Here is a 20,348-nt window from a genome sequence, read left to right on the forward strand (position 1 = left end):
TGAGCTCATGAAAGCCTCAGACGTTCGCGGTTTCACCGCCGACCAACTCAAGGACGAGCTTGCCAAGCTGAAGAAGGAGCAGTTCAACCTGCGCTTCCAGAAGGCGACCGGCCAGCTCGAAAAGTCCTCGCGCATCAACGAAGTCCGCAAGGACATCGCCCGCGTGAAAACCATTGCCCGCCAGAAGGCGGCAGAAGTTAAGGCCTAAAGGAAGAAAAATATGCCGAAGCGCATCCTGCAGGGCGTCGTCGTTGGCGACAAGAACGAGAAGACGGTAGTGGTTCGTGTCGAGCGTCGTTTCGCTCACCCGCTGCTCCAGAAGACCGTTCGTCGTTCCAAGAAGTACAAGGCCCACGACGAGAACAATCAGTACAAGATTGGCGATACCGTATCCATCGAGGAATGCGCGCCGATCTCCAAGGACAAGCGCTGGACGGTAATTTCCGCCCAGGGCAAGTAACAGAATTTTGCGCGAGGCCTTGCGTCTCGCCGAAATATCTGTATGAAGCAGCGTCAGAACGCTCGAATGCCGGGCGTTCTTTTGCTTTGAGCGCACGGAAGGTCCCGTTCGGGAAACCACCCTGGCACGATCGATCCCGCGCTATTCAGCTATTGCCGCGTCTGTGCTGCCGTCATGGCAGCTCGGCCGGCGAAAATTTTCATAAGCCGGAGTAGGGGGCTAGCCCAACCATTCCGGTAAACCAAGAAGGCGACCTGATATGATTCAGATGCAAACAAACCTCGACGTCGCGGATAATTCCGGCGCACGTCGTGTCATGTGCATCAAGGTGCTGGGCGGCTCGAAGCGCAAGTATGCCTCGATCGGCGACGTCATCGTCGTTTCGATCAAGGAAGCGATCCCGCGCGGCCGTGTGAAGAAGGGTGACGTGATGAAGGCGGTTGTCGTTCGCACCGCTAAGGACATCCGTCGTCCGGATGGCTCCGTCATCCGCTTCGACACCAACGCAGCAGTCCTCATCGACAACAAGAAAGAGCCGATCGGCACCCGTATCTTCGGACCGGTTCCGCGCGAACTTCGCGCCAAGAACCACATGAAGATCATCTCGCTGGCTCCCGAAGTACTGTAAGGAGCGAAGCGATGCAGAAGATTCGTAAGGGCGACAAGGTCGTCATGCTCGCTGGCAAGGACAAGGGCCGTACCGGCGAAGTTGTCCAGGTCATGCCGAAGGAAGATCGTGCCGTTGTTCGTGGCGTCAACGTCGTCAAGCGCCACCAGCGCCAGACGCAGACCCAGGAAGCCGGCATCATCAACAAGGAAGCCCCGGTTCACCTGTCCAACGTTGCAATCATCGACAAGGACGGCAAGCCGACCCGCGTCGGTTTCAAGGTTGTTGACGGCAAGAAGGTCCGTGTGGCCAAGCGTTCTGGAGAAGTGATCGATGGCTGAGGCAAAATATGAGCCGCGGCTCAAGAAGGAATATGTCGAGCGCATCCGCAAGGCGATGCAGGAGCAGTTCTCCTACGCCAACGAGATGATGATCCCGAAGCTCGACAAGATCGTGATCAACATGGGTGTCGGCGAAGCGACCGCTGACTCGAAGAAGCCGACGGTAGCTGCCGCCGACCTCGCAGCGATCGCCGGCCAGAAGCCGGTCATCACCCGCGCACGTAACTCTATCGCAGGCTTCAAGGTCCGCGAACAGATGCCGATCGGCGCGAAGGTCACCCTGCGCGGCGCCCGCATGTACGAGTTCATGGACCGTCTCGTGAACATCGCGCTCCCGCGCGTTCGCGACTTCCGCGGCCTGAACCCGAAAAGCTTTGACGGCCGTGGCAACTTCGCCATGGGCATCAAGGAGCACATTGTGTTCCCTGAGATCAACTACGACAAGGTTGATCAGATGTGGGGCATGGACATCATCGTTTGCACGACGGCGACGACCGACGACGAAGCACGGGCTCTTCTGAAAGAGTTCAGCTTCCCGTTCCGTCAATAACCGTAACGACGAGCGTAGAAAAGGAACCTGACATGGCGAAGACAAGCGCAGTTGAAAAGAACAAGCGCCGCCGTACTACGGTCGCTAACCAGGCCGCTAAGCGGGCTGGGTTGAAGGCGATCATCATGAACCAGGCTCTTCCGATCGAAGAGCGGTTCAAGGCCTCGATCAAGCTGGCATCCCTGCCGCGTGATGGATCGAAGACCCGTATTCGCAACCGTTGCGAAGTTTCGGGGCGTCCGCGCGCATATTACCGCAAACTGCGCATGTCGCGTATTGCGCTGCGTGAACTCGGCAATCTCGGCAAGGTGCCGGGTATCGTCAAGTCGAGCTGGTAAGGAGCAGGTTACATGACAATGACTGATCCGTTGGGCGATATGCTCACTCGCATCCGTAACGGCGCTTCCCGCCGCAAGTCGTCGGTCTCGACGCCTGCTTCGAAGCTCCGTGCACGTGTTCTCGATGTTCTGCAGTCCGAAGGCTACATCCGTGGCTACTCCGTTGTCGATTTCGGCAATGGCAAGTCGGAACTCAGCATCGAGCTGAAATATTATGAAGGCGCATCGGTGATCCGTGAGATCGGCCGTGTGTCCAAGCCGGGCCGCCGGGTTTATGTCTCGGTCAAGTCCATTCCGCAGGTCGCGAACGGTCTCGGCATCACCATCCTTTCGACTCCGAAGGGTGTGATGGCCGATCACCAGGCTCGCGAACAGAACGTTGGTGGCGAGGTTCTTTGCTCGGTCTTCTAAGATCGAGCAGGGATCTCCATAGCGAACAGACAGGATTGAAACATGTCTCGTATCGGTAAAAAGCCCGTTCAGGTGCCTGCTGGGATCACGGCTACGGTCGATGGCCAGAAGGTGACTGCAAAGGGCCCGAAGGGCGAGCTGTTTTTCGTTGCTAACGACGAAATCAGCCTCAAGCTTGAAAATAACGCCGTCGTCGTGACGCCGGTGAACCAGACCAAGGATGCGCGCTCAAAGTGGGGCATGTCCCGCACGATGATCGAAGGCATCTTCAAGGGCGTCAAGGACGGTTTCGAGCGCAAGCTTGAAATCAACGGCGTCGGTTACCGCGCCGCCATGCAGGGCAAGAACCTGCAGCTGGCCCTCGGTTTCAGCCATGACGTGATCTACGAGCCGCCGGTCGGTATCTCGATCGTTGTTCCGAAGCCGACGGAAATCGTCGTCAGCGGCATCAACAAGCAGCAGGTCGGTCAGGTTGCCGCCGAAATCCGCGAATATCGCGGTCCCGAGCCCTACAAGGGCAAGGGCGTCAAGTACGCTGACGAGCGGATCGTCCGCAAAGAAGGCAAGAAGAAGTAAGGATCACGCGAAATGGCTAGCAGGAAAGAAGCACTTGCACGTCGTGCCAACCGCGTGCGCCGTCATCTCAAGTCGGTGGCCAACGGCCGTCCGCGCCTGTCGGTTCATCGCTCCTCGAAGAACATCTACGCCCAGGTCATCGATGATGTGGCCGGCAAGACGCTTGCGTCTGCCTCCACCCTCGAGAAGGATCTGCGCGGTTCTCTGAAGACCGGTGCCGATACCGCCGCCGCTACCGTTGTGGGCAAGCTCCTCGCAGAGCGCGCCTCCAAGGCCGGTGTTACGGAAGTCGTGTTCGACCGTGGCGCCTTCATCTATCACGGCCGCATCAAGGCTCTCGCCGAAGCGGCCCGCGAAGGCGGTCTCACCTTCTGATCAGTTTCCGGCCGGACGCCTCAAGCGCCGGCCGGATTTTCGCCGGACCGCAGGCACTCTCCGAAAGGGGAAGCTGATGCGGTCCACATTTGTTTGCCGATTGCACCCGGAAAAGAAAAAGGAAGAGGACAATGGCACAGGAAAGAAGGCCGCAGCGGGACGACCGCCAGAGCCGTGAAGAGCGCGATAGCGAATTCGTCGACAAGCTTGTCGCGATCAACCGCGTCGCCAAGGTCGTCAAGGGCGGCCGTCGTTTCGGTTTCGCAGCACTCGTCGTCGTTGGCGACCAGAAGGGCCGCGTTGGCTTCGGCCATGGCAAGGCACGTGAAGTGCCGGAAGCCATCCGCAAGGCAACCGAAGCCGCCAAGCGCGAACTGATCTTCGTACCGCTGCGTGACGGCCGTACGCTGCATCACGACGTTCACGGCCGCCACGGCGCCGGCAAGGTTCTGCTGCGCTCGGCCAAGGTCGGTACCGGCATCATCGCCGGCGGTCCGATGCGCGCCGTATTCGAAACACTCGGCATGCACGACGTCGTCGCCAAGTCGACCGGTTCGTCGAACCCCTACAACATGGTTCGCGCCACCTTCGACGCTCTGAAGCACCAGGTTCACCCGAAGGACATCGCAGCTCAGCGCGGCATCAAGTATGCAACGCTGCAGGCTCGTCGTAGCGCCTCCGGCAACGCCTCTGAAGAATAAGAGGAGTTTGACAGATGGCCAAGGCTACCAAGAAGGCTGAAGCGAAGACTGTCACGATCGAACAGATCGGCAGCCCGATTCGCCGTCCGGATGTCCAGCAGCGCACGCTGATCGGTCTCGGACTGAACAAGATGCACCGTCGCCGCACGCTGGAGGATACCCCTTCCGTTCGTGGCATGATCCGTGCTGTCCAGCATCTCGTTCGCGTCGTCGACGAGAAGTGAGACGGAGGAAACGCTCATGAAACTCAATGAAATTAAAGACAACGAAGGCTCGACCCACAGCCGCAAGCGCCTCGGCCGCGGTATCGGCTCGGGCTCGGGCAAGACTGGTGGTCGCGGCGTGAAGGGTCAGAAGTCCCGTTCGGGCGTCGCCATCAATGGCTTCGAAGGCGGCCAGATGCCGATCTATCGTCGCCTGCCGAAGCGCGGCTTCAACAACATTTTCGCTTCCGATTTTGTTGTCGTGTCGCTGGCCCGTATCCAGACGGCGATCGACGCCGGCAAGCTCGATGCCAAGACGACCGTTGACGCAGCTGCCCTCAAGGCTGCTGGTGTCATCCGCCGCGTCAAGGACGGCGTTCGCGTTCTCGCCGACGGCGAGATCAAGGCCAAGATCACCATTGTCGTTGCAGGCGCCTCCAAGCCTGCCGTCGAGAAGATCGAAAAGGCCGGCGGCACCGTGACGCTGCTTTCGGCTCCGGCTGCAGCCGAATAATAAACTGATGATATATCGCCCGGGGTGCTTCACACCGGGCGATTTTGCTCCCATATGTGGGCCTCACAAAAACTTGGCTGGCGCGCCCGCGTCATGCCGGTAAGACTCGAAAACAAGGGTGAGGCATGGGGTTGCGTTGCAATCCGTCCTAAGCCCGGTTTTGAATAATTTCATACTGATTCCGGGTCCGGCCTGTCCCCCAGAGACGCCGGAATTGGTAGCGCGGAGAAACGCATGGCTTCTGCAGCGGAACAATTGGCATCCAACCTCAATTTTTCGACCTTCGCCAAAGCCGAGGATTTGAAGAAGCGCTTGTGGTTCACACTGGCAGCTCTCCTCGTCTACCGACTTGGCACGCATATTCCGCTTCCGGGTCTCAATCCCGAAGCCTATGCCCAGGCTTTCCGCGGCCAGGCAGGCGGCATTCTCGGCCTTTTCAACATGTTTTCGGGCGGCGCCGTTGAGCGCATGGCAATCTTCGCGCTCGGCATCATGCCCTACATCTCTGCCTCGATCATCGTGCAGCTGATGACTTCGGTCGTGCCGGCGCTCGAAAACCTCAAGAAGGAAGGCGAGCAGGGCCGTAAGATCATCAACCAGTATACCCGCTACGGTACCGTCATCCTCGGCGCGCTCCAAGCCTATGGCATTGCCGCCGGCCTTGAAAGCGGCCAGGGCTTGGTCGTCGATCCGGGCTGGTTCTTCCGTGTTTCCACCGTTCTGACGCTGCTCGGCGGCACGATGTTCCTGATGTGGCTCGGCGAGCAGATCACCTCGCGCGGCATCGGCAACGGTATCTCGCTGATCATCTTCGCCGGCATCGCCGCCGGCCTTCCCACCGCCCTTGCCGGCACGCTCGAACTCGGCCGCACCGGCGCGCTGTCGACCCCGCTGATCCTGCTCGTGATCATCGTCGCGATTGCCGTTATCGCCATCATCGTCTTCGTCGAGCGCGCCCAGCGCCGGCTGCTGATCCAGTATCCGAAGCGCCAGGTTGGCAACCGGATGTTCCAGGGCGACACGTCCCACCTGCCGTTGAAACTCAATACATCAGGTGTCATTCCGGCAATCTTCGCATCGTCGCTGCTGCTTCTGCCGGCAACGATTGCGGGCTTTGCCAGCACCACGGCAATGCCCTCCTGGGCGACATCGATCGTCGCGGCCCTCGGTCATGGCCAGCCACTCTATATGGTGCTCTATGCGGCGCTGATCGCCTTCTTCGCCTTTTTCTATACGGCCATCGTCTTCAATCCGAAGGACACGGCTGACAATCTGAAGAAGCATGGTGGCTTCATTCCCGGCATCCGTCCGGGCGACCGCACCGCCGAATATATCGACTACGTGCTGACCCGAATCACGGTGATCGGCGCGCTCTATCTCGTCTTCGTCTGCATCCTTCCGGAGATATTGGTGTCGCAAACCGGCATTCCATTAGCCCTTGGTGGGACTTCGCTTTTGATCGTGGTTAGCGTAACTCTTGATACGGTTGCACAGATCCAGGGTCACCTGATCGCGCAGCAATACGAAGGCCTGATCAAGAAATCGAAGTTGCGTGGAGGAAAGAGGGGGCGATGAGACTTATCCTTTTGGGGCCGCCGGGCGCGGGTAAGGGAACCCAGGCCCAGCGGATCGTGGAAAAGCACGGCATTCCGCAGCTTTCCACGGGGGACATGCTGCGTGCAGCGGTTAACGCCGGCACCGATGTCGGCAAGCGCGCGAAGGCGGTCATGGACGCCGGCAAGCTCGTCTCGGATGAGATCGTTATCGCCATCGTTTCCGAGCGTATCGATCAACCCGATTGCGCCAACGGCTTCATCCTCGACGGCTTCCCCAGGACGCTCGTCCAGGCGGACGCCACCGAGGCGATGCTGAAGGCGAAGGGTCTCGACCTTTCGGTCGTCATCGAATTCCGTGTCAATGACGACGAGCTGGTTCGTCGCGTTGCCGGTCGCTACTCCTGTGCACAGTGCGGCAGCGTCTATCACGATACCGATAAGGTTCCGGCTGCCGAGGGTGTGTGCGACAAGTGCGGTTCCACCCACTTCAAGCGCCGTCCTGATGACACTCCGGAGACCATGACGGCTCGTCTGCAGGTCTACTACAAGGAGACCTCACCGCTGATCGGCTATTACCATGCCAAGGGCAAGCTCAAGTCCGTGGATGGCATGGCAGAAATCGATCAGGTGACGGCCGAGGTCGAAAGCATTCTTTCCAAGCTTTAAGGCTTTGAAAATAAACTTGGCGGAACGGTTGCTTTTCAGCAGTGATTCCGCTAAACACCGCGCCAACTCGCGACATTCCATGCGATCGGCGCGGATTTCCCAGGGAAGTCCGGGTGCGGTCGTTTTGACATGTTACGGACGTAAATCTGAACGGGCGGTTCTCAAGAGCCGCATAACGAAGCCCACTTGCCGGATGGCAACTGGAATGCAAGGAGAACAGGCGTGGCACGTATCGCTGGCGTCAACATCCCGACTGCGAAGCGCGTTGTTATTGCGCTGACCTACATTCACGGGATCGGTCCGAAATTCGCACAGGAAATCGTCGAGAAGGTCGGTATCCCGGCTGAACGTCGTGTGCATCAGCTGACGGACGCAGAAGTCCTTCAGATCCGCGAAGCCATCGACCGCGACTATCAGGTCGAAGGCGATCTTCGTCGCGATACTGCGATGAACATCAAGCGCCTGATGGACCTCGGCTGCTATCGCGGCCTGCGTCATCGCCGCGGCCTTCCGGTCCGCGGTCAGCGCACGCATACCAATGCCCGCACCCGCAAGGGCCCGGCAAAGGCAATCGCTGGCAAGAAGAAGTAATTTCCGGGAAACCGGGGTGGGGAGGCTGGCGGTCTGCGCCGGCCTCTTTTGAGTTTGGAGCGGGACCATATAGGCGCCGTTCCGGTGTAGCCGCTGGCATTACGGCGGTGAAGAGATCAACGAAAGGAATACCATGGCTAAGGAAGCCGTCCGCGTTCGCCGTCGCGAGCGCAAGAACATCTCGTCGGGTGTCGCTCACGTCAACTCGACCTTCAACAACACGATGATCACCATCACCGATGCGCAGGGCAATGCGATCGCTTGGTCGTCGGCTGGCGCCAAGGGCTTCAAGGGCTCGCGCAAGTCGACCCCGTTCGCTGCCCAGATCGCTGCCGAAGACTGCGCCAAGAAGGCCCAGGAGCACGGCATGAAGTCGCTGGAAGTCGAAGTCTGCGGTCCGGGTTCGGGTCGTGAATCGGCTCTGCGCGCGCTCCAGGCTGCAGGTTTCATGATCACGTCCATCCGCGACGTGACCCCGATCCCGCACAATGGCTGCCGTCCGCGCAAGAAGCGCCGCGTCTGATCATCGCTCTCGTCACCGGTGAGCGCCTGCGCGCTCCCGGTGGTTTTCAAGCTCGGTTGCCACGATTGGATGGTGGCAACGAACGGAAGGCAAACTCATGATTCAGAAGAACTGGCAGGAACTGATCAAGCCGAACAAGGTGGAGTTCTCTTCGAGCTCGCGCACCAGGGCGACGCTTGTTGCCGAACCGCTGGAGCGCGGCTTCGGCCTCACCCTCGGCAACGCGCTTCGCCGGGTTCTGCTCTCCTCGCTGCGCGGTGCTGCCGTCACGGCGGTGCAGATCGATGGCGTGCTGCATGAATTCTCGTCAATTCCGGGCGTCCGCGAAGACGTCACGGACATCGTGCTCAACATCAAGGAAATCGCCATCAAGATGGATGGCGACGACGCAAAGCGCATGGTCGTGCGTAAGCAGGGTCCGGGTGTTGTCACGGCTGGCGACATTCAGACGGTCGGTGATATCGAAATCCTCAATCCCGAGCATGTCATCTGCACGCTCGACGAGGGTGCCGAGATCCGCATGGAATTCACCGTCAACAACGGCAAGGGCTATGTTCCGGCCGAACGCAATCGTGCGGAAGATGCTCCGATCGGTCTCATCCCGGTCGACAGCCTCTATTCGCCGGTCAAGAAGGTGTCCTACAAGGTTGAAAATACCCGCGAAGGACAGGTTCTCGACTACGACAAGCTGAACATGACCATCGAAACCGATGGCTCGATCACGGGCGAAGACGCCGTCGCTTTTGCGGCGCGCATTCTCCAGGATCAGCTTGGCGTCTTCGTCAACTTCGACGAGCCGCAGAAGGAAACCGAAGAGGAAGCAGTCACCGAACTTGCTTTCAACCCGGCTCTCCTCAAGAAGGTGGACGAACTCGAACTGTCGGTCCGTTCGGCAAACTGCCTGAAGAACGACAACATCGTCTACATCGGCGACCTCATTCAGAAGACCGAAGCAGAAATGCTCCGCACACCGAATTTTGGTCGCAAGTCGCTGAACGAAATCAAGGAAGTTCTCGCTTCCATGGGCCTGCACCTCGGCATGGAAGTGCCGGCATGGCCGCCCGAGAACATCGAAGATCTCGCCAAGCGTTACGAAGATCAATACTGAGAAAACAAAAGGCAGGCTCTTTCGGCTGCCTTTCCCCGTCAAACAGCAGGCCGATCGCCTGCATGTGCCAGGAAACGGCAGGCCCACTTAGCGTAAGGGCACCTGCATTAAAGGAGAATAGCAATGCGCCATGGTAAAGCCGGCCGCAAGCTGAATAGAACTGCAAGCCACCGCAAGGCGATGTTCGCCAACATGGCGGCTTCGCTGATTACCCACGAGCAGATCGTCACGACCCTGCCGAAGGCCAAGGAAATCCGTCCGATCGTCGAGAAGCTCGTCACGCTCGGTAAGCGCGGCGACCTGCACGCTCGCCGTCAGGCGATCTCGCAGATCCGCGATGCCGCTGTCGTCGCGAAGCTGTTCGACACGATCGCAACGCGTTACGCCACCCGCAACGGCGGCTACCTGCGCATCATGAAGGCCGGCTTCCGCCAGGGCGACAATGCCGCCATGGCTGTGATCGAATTCGTGGATCGCGATGCCTATGCCAAGGGCGCAGCCGACAAGGCCCGCGTCGCTGCCGAAGAGCAGGCTGTCGCCGCTTAAATCCTCCGCTCCGGCGGAAACAGAACAGCCGGGCTGCAAAGCCCGGCTGTTTTTGTTTCTGATGTAGTGAGGGGACCGGCTCCATTGCGTAAAATCATTCAGGCTCGCTCTCCGCAGTTTCTTCGACTGGCCGCGCTGTTTCTTGTTATCGTTCTCGGGCTGGTGCTCCGCAGGTTTGGCTATGCGGCCGATCTGCCTTTCATCGTCGTCAAGTATGGTGGATCGGCACTCTGGGGAGCGATGGTCTATCTGCTCGTGGCGCTGTTTGTCGCAAGGTCACGGCCGGCTACAATTGCTCTTACAGCGCTGTTCATAGCGATCTCGGTGGAATTGTTCCGGCTTTATCACACGCCCTGGCTCGACGCGTTTCGGCTGACCACGGCAGGCGCCCTGCTGCTTGGCCGGGTATTTTCGCTTTGGAACATGCTGGCCTATGCAATCGGCATAGCTGCGGCCTGCGCCTTCGATCCGGCACGCCGGACTGCGTTGCGTCCTCGCCGCTAATTTACTGTCTCGGCCGAAGCCACTGCGCGATTGCGCGTCCGCCCTTTGCCCTTCTGCCGGCTGCGTGCGATCGGCCGGTAGGAGCGATAGAGGATGAGCGCGATGATCAGCCCGACATAGATATATTGCTCGAGGTCGAGGATCTTGGTCGAGAGCGCGAAGTGCAGCGCCCCGCAGGCGGCGATGATATAGACGAGCCGATGCAGCCAGATCCAGTTCTTGCCGAGGCGGCGGATCGAGAAATTGTTGGATGTCAGCGCCAGCGGAATGAGCATCGCAAGGGCTGCCATGCCGAACATGATGAAGGGGCGCTTCAGCACGTCGTTGATGACGGCGGGAATATCCATCGCCTGGTCGAGCACCATGTAGACTGTGAAATGCATCAGTGCGTAGTAGAAGGTCAGCAGGCCAAGCGCGCGGCGATAGCGCAGATAGTTCCAGCCGAAGAGCTCACGGGCAGGGGAAACGGCAAGTGTTGCGATCAGGAAACGGATCGTCCATATGCCGAGGAAAAGTTCGAAGGTCTTGACCGGATCGGCGCCGAGCTGATCGGTCGCGCCGAGATAGAAAGTCCAGGCTGCGGGCACGAGCCCGACGACATAAAGCAGCCAGACGGAGGCGGGCAGCCAGCGCTTCGGGATGGCGAGCGACAGTTCCGCCATCAGAAATTCGCCTTCAGATCCATGCCGGCATAAAGGCTTGCCACCTCGTCGGCATAACCGTTGAAGGGCAGGGTGGGATGGCGGCTCGCGCCGAAGAAGCCGCTTTCGCCGATGCGCCGTTCGGTCGCCTGGCTCCAGCGCGGATGGTCGACCGCTGGATTGACGTTGGCATAGAAGCCGTATTCCTGCGGATTGGTGACCTGCCAGGTATTCTTCGGTTGCTGGTCGGTGAGTGTGATCCTGACGATCGACTTGATACCCTTGAAACCGTATTTCCACGGCACGACGAGGCGGATCGGCGCGCCGTTCTGGTTCGGCAGCGTTTCGCCATAGAGCCCGACGGCCAGCAGCGTCAGCGGATGGCGCGCCTCGTCGAGGCGCAGACCCTCGACATAGGGCCAGTCAAGCGACTGGAAGAAGCCCTTCTGACCCGGCATCTCCTCCGGCCGCACGACGGTTTCGAAGGCGACGTACTTGGCGCTGCCGAGTGGCTCGACTTTGTCGAGCAGCGATGCCAGCGGAAAGCCGTCCCAGGGGATGACCATCGACCAGGCCTCGACGCAGCGCATCCGGTAGGTGCGCTCCTCGATCGGGAATTCCTTCATCAGCGCCTCGAGGTCGAAGGTGCCTGGCTTGTTGACCATGCCGTCGACCTTGACCGTCCAGGGCAGCGGCTTGAAATCGCCGGAAAGAGCTGCGGGATCGCCCTTGTCGAGACCGAACTCATAGAAATTATTGTAGGTCGTGACGTCCTTGATCGGCGTCGCCTTCTCGTCGACCTTGTACTTGCTCTCAACGGCGGAGAGGGCCGCAGCACTCGCCTTGCCGGCGCTGTAGAGCGCCATGGCGCCAAGCGCTGCCGCACCGAGGAATTCACGACGGCGCACATAGATCTGGCGCGGCGTGATCTCAGATGACGCGATCTTCGGTGGGCGATAGCTTGGCATGTCGAAACCTCCTCGGCGGATATCCTGAAATATAGCCCTTAAACGAACCGCCGGCATGTTGAGATTAGTGTCTAAGCCTTGAATATTGCTGACGGGAAGCCAATTTTTTGTGTTCGGCCGTGATGGAATAGGCTGTAACAAAAAGTCGCGTCGAACCGTATATGATCGATGGGTCTCATGGCGCTTCTCCCCGGCGTACCGGATTTGGGCTTCCCGGTAGTGACAGCCCCCGTCGATTGGATTAGGACAATTCCAAAAAGCAGCGTTTGCCCGGCCCGCAGGCTCCATGCCGCCCGGCTTCGCCTGATAATTCCGACACGTTGAGGAAGACACCGATGCCAGTTTACCGTTCCAGAACCACGACCCATGGCCGCAACATGGCGGGCGCCCGCGGCCTTTGGCGCGCCACGGGCATGAAGGATTCGGATTTCGGCAAGCCGATCATCGCGGTGGTGAATTCCTTCACCCAGTTCGTGCCCGGCCATGTGCACCTGAAGGACCTTGGCCAGCTCGTTGCCCGCGAGATCGAAGCGGCCGGCGGTGTTGCCAAGGAATTCAACACGATCGCCGTCGATGACGGTATCGCCATGGGCCATGACGGCATGCTTTATTCGCTGCCCTCGCGTGAGCTTATCGCTGACAGCGTCGAATACATGGTCAATGCCCATTGCGCCGACGCCATGGTTTGCATCTCCAACTGCGACAAGATCACTCCCGGCATGCTGATGGCGTCGCTGCGCCTCAATATCCCGACCGTCTTCGTCTCGGGCGGTCCGATGGAAGCCGGCAAGGTCGTGCTGCACGGCAAGACGCATGCGCTCGACCTCGTCGATGCCATGGTCGCCGCAGCCGATGACAAGATCAGCGACGAGGACGTCCAGACCATCGAACGCTCCGCCTGTCCGACCTGCGGCTCCTGCTCCGGCATGTTCACTGCCAATTCGATGAACTGCCTGACGGAAGCCCTCGGCCTGTCGCTGCCCGGCAACGGCTCGACGCTTGCCACCCATCTCGACCGCAAGCGGCTTTTCGTCGAGGCCGGTCATCTAATTGTCGATCTCGCCCGCCGCTATTACGAGCAGGATGACGTCAAGGCGCTGCCGCGCACCATTGCCTCCAAGCAGGCCTTCGAGAATGCCATGACGCTCGACATCGCCATGGGCGGCTCGACCAATACGGTCCTGCACATTCTTGCCGCCGCCCATGAAGGCGAGATCGATTTCACTATGGCCGATATCGATGCGCTCTCGCGCCGCGTGCCGTGCCTGTCGAAGGTCGCCCCCGCCAAGAGCGATGTTCATATGGAAGACGTCCACCGCGCCGGCGGCATCATGTCGATCCTCGGCGAACTCGACAAGGGTGGCCTGCTGAATCGCGATTGCCCGACCGTTCATGCCGAGACGCTGGGCGACGCGATCGATCGCTGGGATATCACCCGCACCAACAGCGAGACCGTTCGCAACTTCTATCGTGCCGCTCCTGGCGGCATCCCAACCCAGGTCGCCTTCAGCCAGGAAGCGCGCTGGGACGAACTCGACACCGACCGTGAGAACGGCGTCATCCGCTCGGTCGAACATCCCTTCTCCAAGGATGGTGGTCTTGCCGTGCTCAAGGGCAACCTTGCAATCGACGGCTGCATCGTCAAGACCGCCGGCGTCGATGAATCGATCCTGAAATTCTCCGGCCCCGCCCGCGTCTTCGAAAGCCAGGATGCGTCGGTCAAGGCGATCCTTGCCAACGAGGTGAAGGCCGGCGACGTCGTCGTCATCCGCTACGAAGGTCCGAAGGGCGGCCCGGGCATGCAGGAAATGCTCTATCCGACGAGCTATCTGAAGTCGAAGGGTCTCGGCAAGGCCTGTGCGCTCATCACCGACGGCCGCTTCTCCGGCGGCACCTCCGGCCTCTCGATCGGCCACGCCTCGCCGGAAGCGGCAAATGGCGGCACGATCGGCCTGGTGCGCGAAGGCGACATGATCGATATCGACATCCCCAACCGCACGATCAGCCTGCGTGTCAGCGAGACTGAACTCGCCGCCCGCCGCGCCGAGCAGGACGCCAAGGGCTGGTATCCCACAGAGGTCCGCAAGCGCAATGTCACGACCGCGCTGAAGGCCTACGCGGCCTTCGCAACGAGTGCGGACCGCGGTGCCGTGCGCGATCTGAACGCCCGCTGAGCAGCCTCAGCTTACGAACCGTTGATGAAAAGTCAGCAGCTCTTCCAACCGGTCGCTTTCAAAGCGGCCGGTTGATGTTTTTATAGGTCTCGCCGAACTGCTTCAGCCGCTCGTCATAGGCAGCCTTGATACACGCCGCATCCGCTCCGCATTCCTGCCGCTTTTTCAGCCAGGCCGTCTGTTCGTCCTGCAATGTTCCGCGCGAACCCATCGCCAGCAGGCCGGAGAGCAGCTCGAAAGTCGTCACCATCTTCACATCGGCGTCGTTGAGTGCGCGGTTGTCGCAGATCGCTTTTTCATCCGCCTTCAATTCTTTCGCATCGCAATCGAAGCTTGCTGCCTGTGCCAGGTTCGATCCACTGAGCAGGATCGCAAAGCCGAGGGCCGCTGTCGTCGTTCTTGTCGTGATCATTCATATGTTCCTATTGATGCCGGTCAGACTAGCTTCCGCAGTGCCAGAGCCAGGAAGATGATGCAGATGAGCCAGACGGCAAGGATGAAGATCAGTCCGACCCGGCTGGAGGGACGCTCGATGCGCCCTGTCGCCTCCGTACGAAGCTCGTTCATCACCTCTGCCGGAACGAGCCGGATCGCCAGCATGATACCGAGCGGCACGATGAGAAGATCGTCGAGATAGCCGAGGATGGGGATGAAATCGGGGATGAGATCGATGGGCGACAGCGCGTAGGCGGCAACGGCGCCGGCCACCGCTTTGGCATGCCACGGTACGCGGGGATCGCGGGCGGCAAGCCAGAGGGCCACGATGTCACGCTTCAGTGACTTCGTCCAGTTTTTGGCTTTTGATATCAGTTGCATGGCCAATCTTCCTGAATCAAATTCACAATGACTTCAACCGGTTTCCAAGACGCCCTCTCGCATTGTTCTTCCATGCTTCCGCCCTCTTTCCTTTCTAGCGTCGGGCCGCAGAACAGGATGATTTTAGGCCGGGTCGGCCTAAAATCTGAATCCTGTTCGTAATTAAATAGTTAGAGCATGATGTCGTCCGAAAACCGCTCACACTTTTCGGCATCATGCTCTAAAACGTTCCTCAAGAGGATTCAAAAGGGATACCCATGCAAGGCCTGTTCAAGCGCGCCTCCGTCTCGCTATTCGCTCTCATGCTCGTTCTGCCGCTTGCTGCCCATGCGCAGACGGCAAAGACCGTACCCGAGAGCCAGATGCAGATGCAGCTCTCCTTCGCGCCGCTCGTCAAACAGACGTCAGGCGCCGTCGTCAACGTTTATGCGGAAAAGACCGTCCAGCGGCAGTCGCCCTTTGCCGGCGACCCTTTCTTCGAGCAATTTTTCGGCCAGCAGATGCCAAACCGTTCGGAGAAGCAGTCTTCGCTCGGCTCCGGCGTCATCGTTGAGGCGAACGGCACTGTCGTGACCAACAATCACGTCATCGAGGGCGCCGACGATATAAAGGTGGCGCTCTCGGACGGCCGCGAATTCCCCTGCAAGGTGGTGCTGCGCGACGACCGTGTCGATCTTGCCGTGCTGAAGATCGACACCAAGGAAAGCTTTCCGACATTGCCGATCGGCAATTCCGATACGGTCGAGGTCGGTGATCTCGTGCTGGCGATCGGCAATCCCTTCGGTGTCGGCCAGACAGTGACCAGCGGTATCGTCTCGGCGCTTGCTCGCAACCAGGTGATCAAGAACGAGTTCGGCTTTTTCATCCAGACCGATGCCTCGATCAATCCCGGTAATTCCGGCGGCGCCTTGATGAACATGAAGGGCGAGCTGATCGGCATCAACACGGCGATCTTCTCGCGCGGCGGCGGCTCGAACGGCATTGGCTTCGCTATCCCCGCCAATCTGGTCAAGGTCTTCCTCGCGTCGGCCGATGCCGGTGTCAAATCCTTCGAACGGCCCTATGTCGGCGCAAGCTTCGATGCCGTGACCTCGGAAGTGGCCGAGGCGCTGGGGCTGAACAAGGCCCGCGGCGCGCTCGTCGTCAAGGTTTCGGAAGGTGGGCCGGCCGCCAAGGCCGGGCTGAAGGCCGGCGAAATCGTCACCGCCGTCGACGGAGTTTCCGTCGAGCATCCGGATGCGCTGCTCTACCGCTTGACGACGGCTGGTCTCGGCAATTCGGTCAAGCTCACTGTCATCGAGAACGGCCGCGAGGAGCAACTGCCGCTGACGCTCGCCCGCGCCCCGGAAACCTCGCCGCGCGATCAGCGCATCATTGGCGGACGCACGCCGTTTAGCGGTGCCGTCGTCGAGAACCTGTCGCCGCGGGTCGCTGACGAGCTGCGCATGCCGCCGGAATCGGCGGGCGTCGTCGTCTCCGAGGTGAAGGAGGATTCGCCTGCCGCCCGTCTCGGTTTCGAACCGAAGGATATCATCGTCTCGATCAACGGCACCGATGTGAAGTCGACCAGCGAACTGTCCGAGATCGCCGATAGCGACCCCGGCTTCTGGCGGGTCGAGATCGAGCGCGACGGCCAGCGCATCCGGCAATTCTTCCGATGAGCAACGATCTCTTCGCGCCGCGCGTTCCGGAGGAGGTCGCTGCCAGGCGGCCGCTTGCCGACCGGCTGCGGCCGAAGACGCTTGCCGATGTCACCGGTCAGGAACACCTGACCGGTGAGGACGGCGTGCTGAAAAGGATGATCGAAAGCGGCTCGCTCGGCTCGATGATCTTCTGGGGTCCGCCCGGCACCGGCAAGACGACGGTGGCACGGCTGCTTTCGGGCGAGGCGGGCCTGGCCTTCGAGCAGATATCGGCGATCTTCTCCGGTGTCGCCGATCTGAAGAAGGTGTTCGAGACAGCTCGCCTGCGCCGCATGGACGGCCGTCAGACGCTGCTTTTCGTCGATGAGATCCATCGTTTCAACCGCGCCCAGCAGGACAGTTTCCTGCCGGTCATGGAGGATGGCACCGTCATCCTCGTCGGCGCCACCACCGAGAACCCATCCTTCGAACTCAACGCCGCTCTGCTGTCACGTGCCCGTGTGCTCACCTTCAAGTCGCATGACGAGGAGAGCCTCGAGGAACTGCTGAAGCGTGCCGAGGCGATCGAGCAGAAGCCGCTGCCGCTGATGGAGGATGCCCGCGCCAGCCTGGTGCGCATGGCCGATGGCGACGGCCGCGCGGTGCTGACGCTCGCCGAAGAAGTCTGGCGCGCCGCGCGCGAAGGCGAGAGCTTCGATACCGAAGGCCTGACGCGCATCGTCCAGCGCCGTGCCCCGGTCTACGACAAGGCGCAGGACGGCCACTACAATCTGATCTCGGCGCTGCATAAATCCGTGCGCGGCTCGGATCCCGATGCCGCGCTCTATTATCTCGCCCGTATGTTCGATGCCGGCGAGGACCCGCTCTACCTCGGCCGGCGGCTGGTGCGCATGGCGGTGGAGGATATCGGTCTTGCCGATCCGCAGGCGCTGGTGATCTGCAATGCCGCCAAGGATGCCTATGAGTATCTCGGCTCGCCGGAAGGTGAACTGGCGCTGGCGCAGGCCTGCGTCTATCTCGCCACCGCCCCGAAATCGAATGCCGTCTACACCGCCTTCAAGGCGGCAAGCCAGGCGGCAAAGCAGAACGGCTCGTTGCTGCCGCCGAAGCATATCCTCAACGCGCCGACCAAGCTGATGAAGGGCGAGGGGTACGGCGACGGCTATCGCTACGACCACGATGAGCCGGACGCCTTTTCCGGCCAGGATTATTTCCCGGAGAAGATGGGACGCCAGATCTTCTACGATCCGCCGGAGCGCGGCTTCGAGCGCGATATCCGCAAGCGGCTGGAATGGTGGGCGAAGCTTCGCAAGGAGCGTAATCCGCGCTGAAACCTGGCGAACCTCAGGAGGCGCGCGGCGTCTTCTGATTTGCCGGCGCGGCGATCACCTTGACGGACGATTCCGCAAGCCCGTGATGACCTTCCATATCGACGATGACATGCCAGTGACCGCTTTCCGGAACGGCGATCTTGATCGGCGATTTGCGTGCCACGCCACCGATATATTTGAAGTCGAGAACCTCGGTGAACCGCTGGAAATTCGGGGCCGTCATCAGGCGGACATTGTTCACCGCATTCAACGACACCTCGATGATCGTTCCGGCGCGTTGTTCCTTGAGATCGTAATGGGTGAAGCGGAAATTCGGTTTCGGCATCGGTCTCGTGGCGTCTGAAGTCTCTGCGCCAGGATTTTACCAGAATGTGGGTTAAGGAAAAGTTGGAAATCGGCCGTTCAGCTCATGTCTTCGTACTCCCGCTGCATGAAAACAGCGGGAGTACGGCAAGTTTTAGTGGATTTTCGCAGTGCCGCGCGCAAAGGGCGCGAATTCAAGCACCATGCCTGCGGCCGCCCTATGGATATCGGCGGAGGGGCAGTTGCATTCCCCTGCGGCGAAGTGGAGCGCGGCCGCCTCATTGATGAAGAGCCCGCCGACGAGGCCTTCGCGGTCGTGGACGATCCAGCGGCCGCTTCTGTCGCGGCCGACGGTGAAGCGGGCAGAAGGCGAGGGCGCTGCAGAAGGCAGGCTGCGGCGTTGCTGTGCGTTTGCCATTGTGATGATCCTTGGGGTCCTGATGCTTCAGCGGGAGATGAGGTTGAAGGTCATCTGCACCAGCCCGGCAAAAGCCATCGCTGCCGCAAGGCGGGGCGCAATGGCGGCAAAGCCGGAGAGCATCGGATGGGAGGGATTGGCGGCGAGTGCTCTGATGGGACTGCGTTGCAGCTGGTCGCTCTCGGCACTCGGTTCAGTCAGGCGTGACATCGTTTGTCCTTTCGAAATCTCACTCAACCGCCGCTTGACGATGCGGCGGTGTCACGCCTTGGAAGATAGGCGCCTGCGGATAGGGTTTCCATTTGGCGCCAAAGAGGAAAATATAAAAATCTCATAGGGATAGCGCCTTCCTCGCGCTGCTTTCGTCAAGGAAAGGCGCAAGCGCTTCGCCGATGGCCGAACACAGTTCCGGCTCGACGGCGACAAGCGGCAGGCGAAGCTCGACCTCCAGCCCGCGCATCAGCCGCAGTGCGTGCTTGATCCTCGCCGGATCGCCCTCCGGCCCGAGCGCTGATATCAGCGGCAGCAACTGATCCTGCAGCGAATGCGCGGCCAAAAGGTTCCCGGCCCGGGCCGCCTGCTGCATCGAGGTGAAGAGCCGCGGCACCACATTGGCGCCCGACGAGATCATGCCGTCGCCGCCGGCGATGGTGAAGGCGAGCGCGGAAGGATCATGCCCGGAAAAGAAGCGGAAGCGCTGCCGCAGGAACGGCGAGAGGCCGGTAAAGCGAGCGATGTCGCCCGTCGCGTCGCGAATGCCGACAATCCCCGGGATGGCGGCCAGCCTGCCGAGCGTTTCCGTCGAAAGATCGCTCGCCGTCTGCGCCGGCGCATGGTCGACGATGACAGGCAGTCGGCTCGCCACTGCCACCTGCTCGAAGTGGTGGATGATGCCTTTCTGCCCGGGCTTGGAATAATAGGGCACGGTGACGAGTACTGCGGCGGCGCCGAGCGTTTCGGCCTCCCGGGTGAGCGCGATCGTGCTTTCGGTGGAGTTGGTGCCGGTGGCGGCGATGACGCAAACGCGGCCGGCCGCAGACCGGATGCTGAGGTCGATCACCTCAGCGCGCTCCTGCGGCGAAAGCGTCGGGCCTTCCCCTGACACGGAGCAGACAGCAAGCCCGTCGACGCCGCTGAGGATCTGCCACTCTGCAAGCGCCCGAAGCGCCGGCCTGTCGAGGCCGCCATGGCGAAACGGCGTGACAAGAGCGGTAATCGCGCCGCCAAGACGCGGCATTCTCGCCATTTCCATGGCGGTGCTCAGAGCGCGCCGAAAATGACGTAGAGTTCGACGCAGGCGAGCACCACGCCAAAGACGATCAGCGCCTGGGCGGTGCGCTTTTCGCGCATCTGCCGGCTGCCGCGTTTGATCCTGTGTGGACGAGGGAACTGAAAACCTGAGGACATGACATTTCGCATGGCATTTGACCTTTGCAGTGATGGCGAAAGTCTAATGCTGCGGGCGATAGGAAATCCATTCGGAG

Annotated in this window: 30 protein-coding genes; 22 read left to right on the plus strand and 8 right to left on the minus strand. The window is 60.5% G+C overall.

Translation table 11 applies throughout. From position 1 onward, the window contains the following. Window positions 1-7: 7 nt before the first annotated feature. From rpmC to HX898_RS32265, 19 genes are all read left to right on the plus strand, one after another. Window positions 8-208 carry a 50S ribosomal protein L29 gene (gene rpmC, locus HX898_RS32175; protein WP_003547556.1) on the plus strand — a complete coding sequence of 67 codons (201 nt, stop codon included), beginning with the start codon at window positions 8-10 and terminating at the stop codon, window positions 206-208. Window positions 209-220: 12 nt separating this feature from the next. Then, window positions 221-460: a 30S ribosomal protein S17 gene (gene rpsQ, locus HX898_RS32180; RefSeq protein ID WP_003547557.1), complete on the plus strand. Its 240-nt coding sequence runs from the start codon at window positions 221-223 to the stop codon at window positions 458-460. 259 nt (window positions 461-719) lie between these two features. Then, on the plus strand, window positions 720-1,088 hold the full coding sequence (rplN, locus tag HX898_RS32185; RefSeq protein WP_003573790.1) for a 50S ribosomal protein L14: 369 nt from the start codon (window positions 720-722) through the stop codon (window positions 1,086-1,088). A gap of 11 nt (window positions 1,089-1,099) precedes the next feature. After that, on the plus strand, window positions 1,100-1,408 hold the full coding sequence (gene rplX / locus HX898_RS32190) for a 50S ribosomal protein L24 (protein ID WP_003547559.1): 309 nt from the start codon (window positions 1,100-1,102) through the stop codon (window positions 1,406-1,408). Then, window positions 1,401-1,958, plus strand: coding sequence for a 50S ribosomal protein L5 (gene rplE / locus HX898_RS32195; RefSeq protein WP_018067987.1), 558 nt, complete (start codon window positions 1,401-1,403; stop codon window positions 1,956-1,958). The genes rplX and rplE overlap by 8 nt, the downstream gene beginning before the upstream one ends. A 32-nt stretch (window positions 1,959-1,990) precedes the next feature. Further along, the gene (gene rpsN, locus HX898_RS32200; protein WP_003547561.1) at window positions 1,991-2,296 is read left to right on the plus strand and encodes a 30S ribosomal protein S14; all 306 of its coding nucleotides are present in this window, start codon (window positions 1,991-1,993) and stop codon (window positions 2,294-2,296) included. A 12-nt stretch (window positions 2,297-2,308) separates the two neighbouring features. Continuing rightward, window positions 2,309-2,707 carry a 30S ribosomal protein S8 gene (gene rpsH, locus HX898_RS32205; protein WP_003547562.1) on the plus strand — a complete coding sequence of 133 codons (399 nt, stop codon included), beginning with the start codon at window positions 2,309-2,311 and terminating at the stop codon, window positions 2,705-2,707. Window positions 2,708-2,749: 42 nt separating this feature from the next. Beyond that, a complete protein-coding gene (gene rplF, locus HX898_RS32210) occupies window positions 2,750-3,283 on the plus strand; it encodes a 50S ribosomal protein L6 (protein ID WP_003547563.1) in 534 nt (177 codons plus the stop codon). Window positions 3,284-3,295: 12 nt separating this feature from the next. After that, window positions 3,296-3,658, plus strand: a complete 363-nt coding sequence (gene rplR / locus HX898_RS32215) for a 50S ribosomal protein L18 (protein WP_003547564.1) — start codon at window positions 3,296-3,298, stop codon at window positions 3,656-3,658. A gap of 131 nt (window positions 3,659-3,789) precedes the next feature. Next, window positions 3,790-4,359, plus strand: a complete 570-nt coding sequence (rpsE, locus tag HX898_RS32220) for a 30S ribosomal protein S5 (protein WP_003547565.1) — start codon at window positions 3,790-3,792, stop codon at window positions 4,357-4,359. A 14-nt stretch (window positions 4,360-4,373) separates the two neighbouring features. Beyond that, complete coding sequence (gene rpmD / locus HX898_RS32225) at window positions 4,374-4,583, plus strand: 50S ribosomal protein L30 (RefSeq protein WP_003547566.1); 210 nt, start codon at window positions 4,374-4,376, stop codon at window positions 4,581-4,583. Window positions 4,584-4,599: 16 nt separating this feature from the next. Beyond that, on the plus strand, window positions 4,600-5,076 hold the full coding sequence (gene rplO / locus HX898_RS32230) for a 50S ribosomal protein L15 (RefSeq protein WP_003547567.1): 477 nt from the start codon (window positions 4,600-4,602) through the stop codon (window positions 5,074-5,076). A 234-nt stretch (window positions 5,077-5,310) separates the two neighbouring features. Beyond that, window positions 5,311-6,651, plus strand: coding sequence for a preprotein translocase subunit SecY (gene secY / locus HX898_RS32235; RefSeq protein ID WP_003547569.1), 1,341 nt, complete (start codon window positions 5,311-5,313; stop codon window positions 6,649-6,651). Next, on the plus strand, window positions 6,648-7,298 hold the full coding sequence (locus HX898_RS32240) for an adenylate kinase (protein ID WP_011651424.1): 651 nt from the start codon (window positions 6,648-6,650) through the stop codon (window positions 7,296-7,298). The genes secY and HX898_RS32240 overlap by 4 nt, the downstream gene beginning before the upstream one ends. A gap of 222 nt (window positions 7,299-7,520) precedes the next feature. After that, the gene (gene rpsM, locus HX898_RS32245; RefSeq protein ID WP_003573772.1) at window positions 7,521-7,889 is read left to right on the plus strand and encodes a 30S ribosomal protein S13; all 369 of its coding nucleotides are present in this window, start codon (window positions 7,521-7,523) and stop codon (window positions 7,887-7,889) included. Between the two features lie 133 nt (window positions 7,890-8,022). Beyond that, window positions 8,023-8,412 (plus strand): 30S ribosomal protein S11, encoded by a 390-nt coding sequence (rpsK, locus tag HX898_RS32250; protein WP_003547577.1) that lies wholly within the window; start codon window positions 8,023-8,025, stop codon window positions 8,410-8,412. Window positions 8,413-8,509: 97 nt separating this feature from the next. Then, complete coding sequence (locus HX898_RS32255) at window positions 8,510-9,520, plus strand: DNA-directed RNA polymerase subunit alpha (protein ID WP_003547579.1); 1,011 nt, start codon at window positions 8,510-8,512, stop codon at window positions 9,518-9,520. Window positions 9,521-9,643: 123 nt separating this feature from the next. After that, window positions 9,644-10,066, plus strand: a complete 423-nt coding sequence (gene rplQ / locus HX898_RS32260; RefSeq protein WP_003547581.1) for a 50S ribosomal protein L17 — start codon at window positions 9,644-9,646, stop codon at window positions 10,064-10,066. Window positions 10,067-10,150: 84 nt separating this feature from the next. Continuing rightward, complete coding sequence (locus tag HX898_RS32265; protein WP_180196751.1) at window positions 10,151-10,570, plus strand: DUF2809 domain-containing protein; 420 nt, start codon at window positions 10,151-10,153, stop codon at window positions 10,568-10,570. Here the strand turns inward: HX898_RS32265 and msrQ are convergent. Continuing rightward, window positions 10,567-11,232: a protein-methionine-sulfoxide reductase heme-binding subunit MsrQ gene (gene msrQ / locus HX898_RS32270; protein ID WP_180196752.1), complete on the minus strand. Its 666-nt coding sequence runs from the start codon at window positions 11,230-11,232 to the stop codon at window positions 10,567-10,569. The genes HX898_RS32265 and msrQ overlap by 4 nt on opposite strands. After that, a complete protein-coding gene (msrP, locus tag HX898_RS32275) occupies window positions 11,232-12,179 on the minus strand; it encodes a protein-methionine-sulfoxide reductase catalytic subunit MsrP (RefSeq protein WP_180196753.1) in 948 nt (315 codons plus the stop codon). The genes msrQ and msrP overlap by 1 nt, the downstream gene beginning before the upstream one ends. 335 nt (window positions 12,180-12,514) lie before the next feature. On the opposite strand from msrP, the gene ilvD reads away from it, so the two are divergent. Further along, window positions 12,515-14,353, plus strand: a complete 1,839-nt coding sequence (gene ilvD, locus HX898_RS32280; protein ID WP_180196754.1) for a dihydroxy-acid dehydratase — start codon at window positions 12,515-12,517, stop codon at window positions 14,351-14,353. A gap of 58 nt (window positions 14,354-14,411) precedes the next feature. Here the strand turns inward: ilvD and HX898_RS32285 are convergent, their stop codons facing one another. Then, window positions 14,412-14,765, minus strand: a complete 354-nt coding sequence (locus HX898_RS32285; RefSeq protein ID WP_180196755.1) for a hypothetical protein — start codon at window positions 14,763-14,765, stop codon at window positions 14,412-14,414. A gap of 23 nt (window positions 14,766-14,788) precedes the next feature. Next, window positions 14,789-15,169, minus strand: a complete 381-nt coding sequence (locus tag HX898_RS32290) for a YkvA family protein (RefSeq protein WP_138391180.1) — start codon at window positions 15,167-15,169, stop codon at window positions 14,789-14,791. A 257-nt stretch (window positions 15,170-15,426) separates the two neighbouring features. Between HX898_RS32290 and HX898_RS32295 the strand changes: the two genes are divergently transcribed. Beyond that, the gene (locus tag HX898_RS32295; RefSeq protein WP_180196756.1) at window positions 15,427-16,830 is read left to right on the plus strand and encodes a DegQ family serine endoprotease; all 1,404 of its coding nucleotides are present in this window, start codon (window positions 15,427-15,429) and stop codon (window positions 16,828-16,830) included. Continuing rightward, window positions 16,827-18,143, plus strand: a complete 1,317-nt coding sequence (locus HX898_RS32300) for a replication-associated recombination protein A (protein WP_180196757.1) — start codon at window positions 16,827-16,829, stop codon at window positions 18,141-18,143. The genes HX898_RS32295 and HX898_RS32300 overlap by 4 nt, the downstream gene beginning before the upstream one ends. Window positions 18,144-18,156: 13 nt before the next feature. Here HX898_RS32300 and HX898_RS32305 read toward each other — a convergent pair whose 3' ends face one another. From HX898_RS32305 to dapA, 4 genes are all read right to left on the minus strand, one after another. After that, window positions 18,157-18,468 carry a DUF1883 domain-containing protein gene (locus tag HX898_RS32305; protein WP_003547605.1) on the minus strand — a complete coding sequence of 104 codons (312 nt, stop codon included), beginning with the start codon at window positions 18,466-18,468 and terminating at the stop codon, window positions 18,157-18,159. A 132-nt stretch (window positions 18,469-18,600) separates the two neighbouring features. Further along, on the minus strand, window positions 18,601-18,864 hold the full coding sequence (locus tag HX898_RS32310) for a hypothetical protein (protein ID WP_138328185.1): 264 nt from the start codon (window positions 18,862-18,864) through the stop codon (window positions 18,601-18,603). 27 nt (window positions 18,865-18,891) lie between these two features. Then, window positions 18,892-19,074, minus strand: coding sequence for a hypothetical protein (locus tag HX898_RS32315; RefSeq protein WP_180196758.1), 183 nt, complete (start codon window positions 19,072-19,074; stop codon window positions 18,892-18,894). 121 nt (window positions 19,075-19,195) lie between these two features. Continuing rightward, window positions 19,196-20,116 (minus strand): 4-hydroxy-tetrahydrodipicolinate synthase, encoded by a 921-nt coding sequence (dapA, locus tag HX898_RS32320; RefSeq protein ID WP_180196759.1) that lies wholly within the window; start codon window positions 20,114-20,116, stop codon window positions 19,196-19,198. Window positions 20,117-20,348 lie beyond the last annotated feature (232 nt).

Source organism: Rhizobium sp. WYCCWR 11128 (assembly GCF_013416305.1).
Classification (GTDB): Bacteria; Pseudomonadota; Alphaproteobacteria; order Rhizobiales; family Rhizobiaceae; genus Rhizobium; species Rhizobium indicum.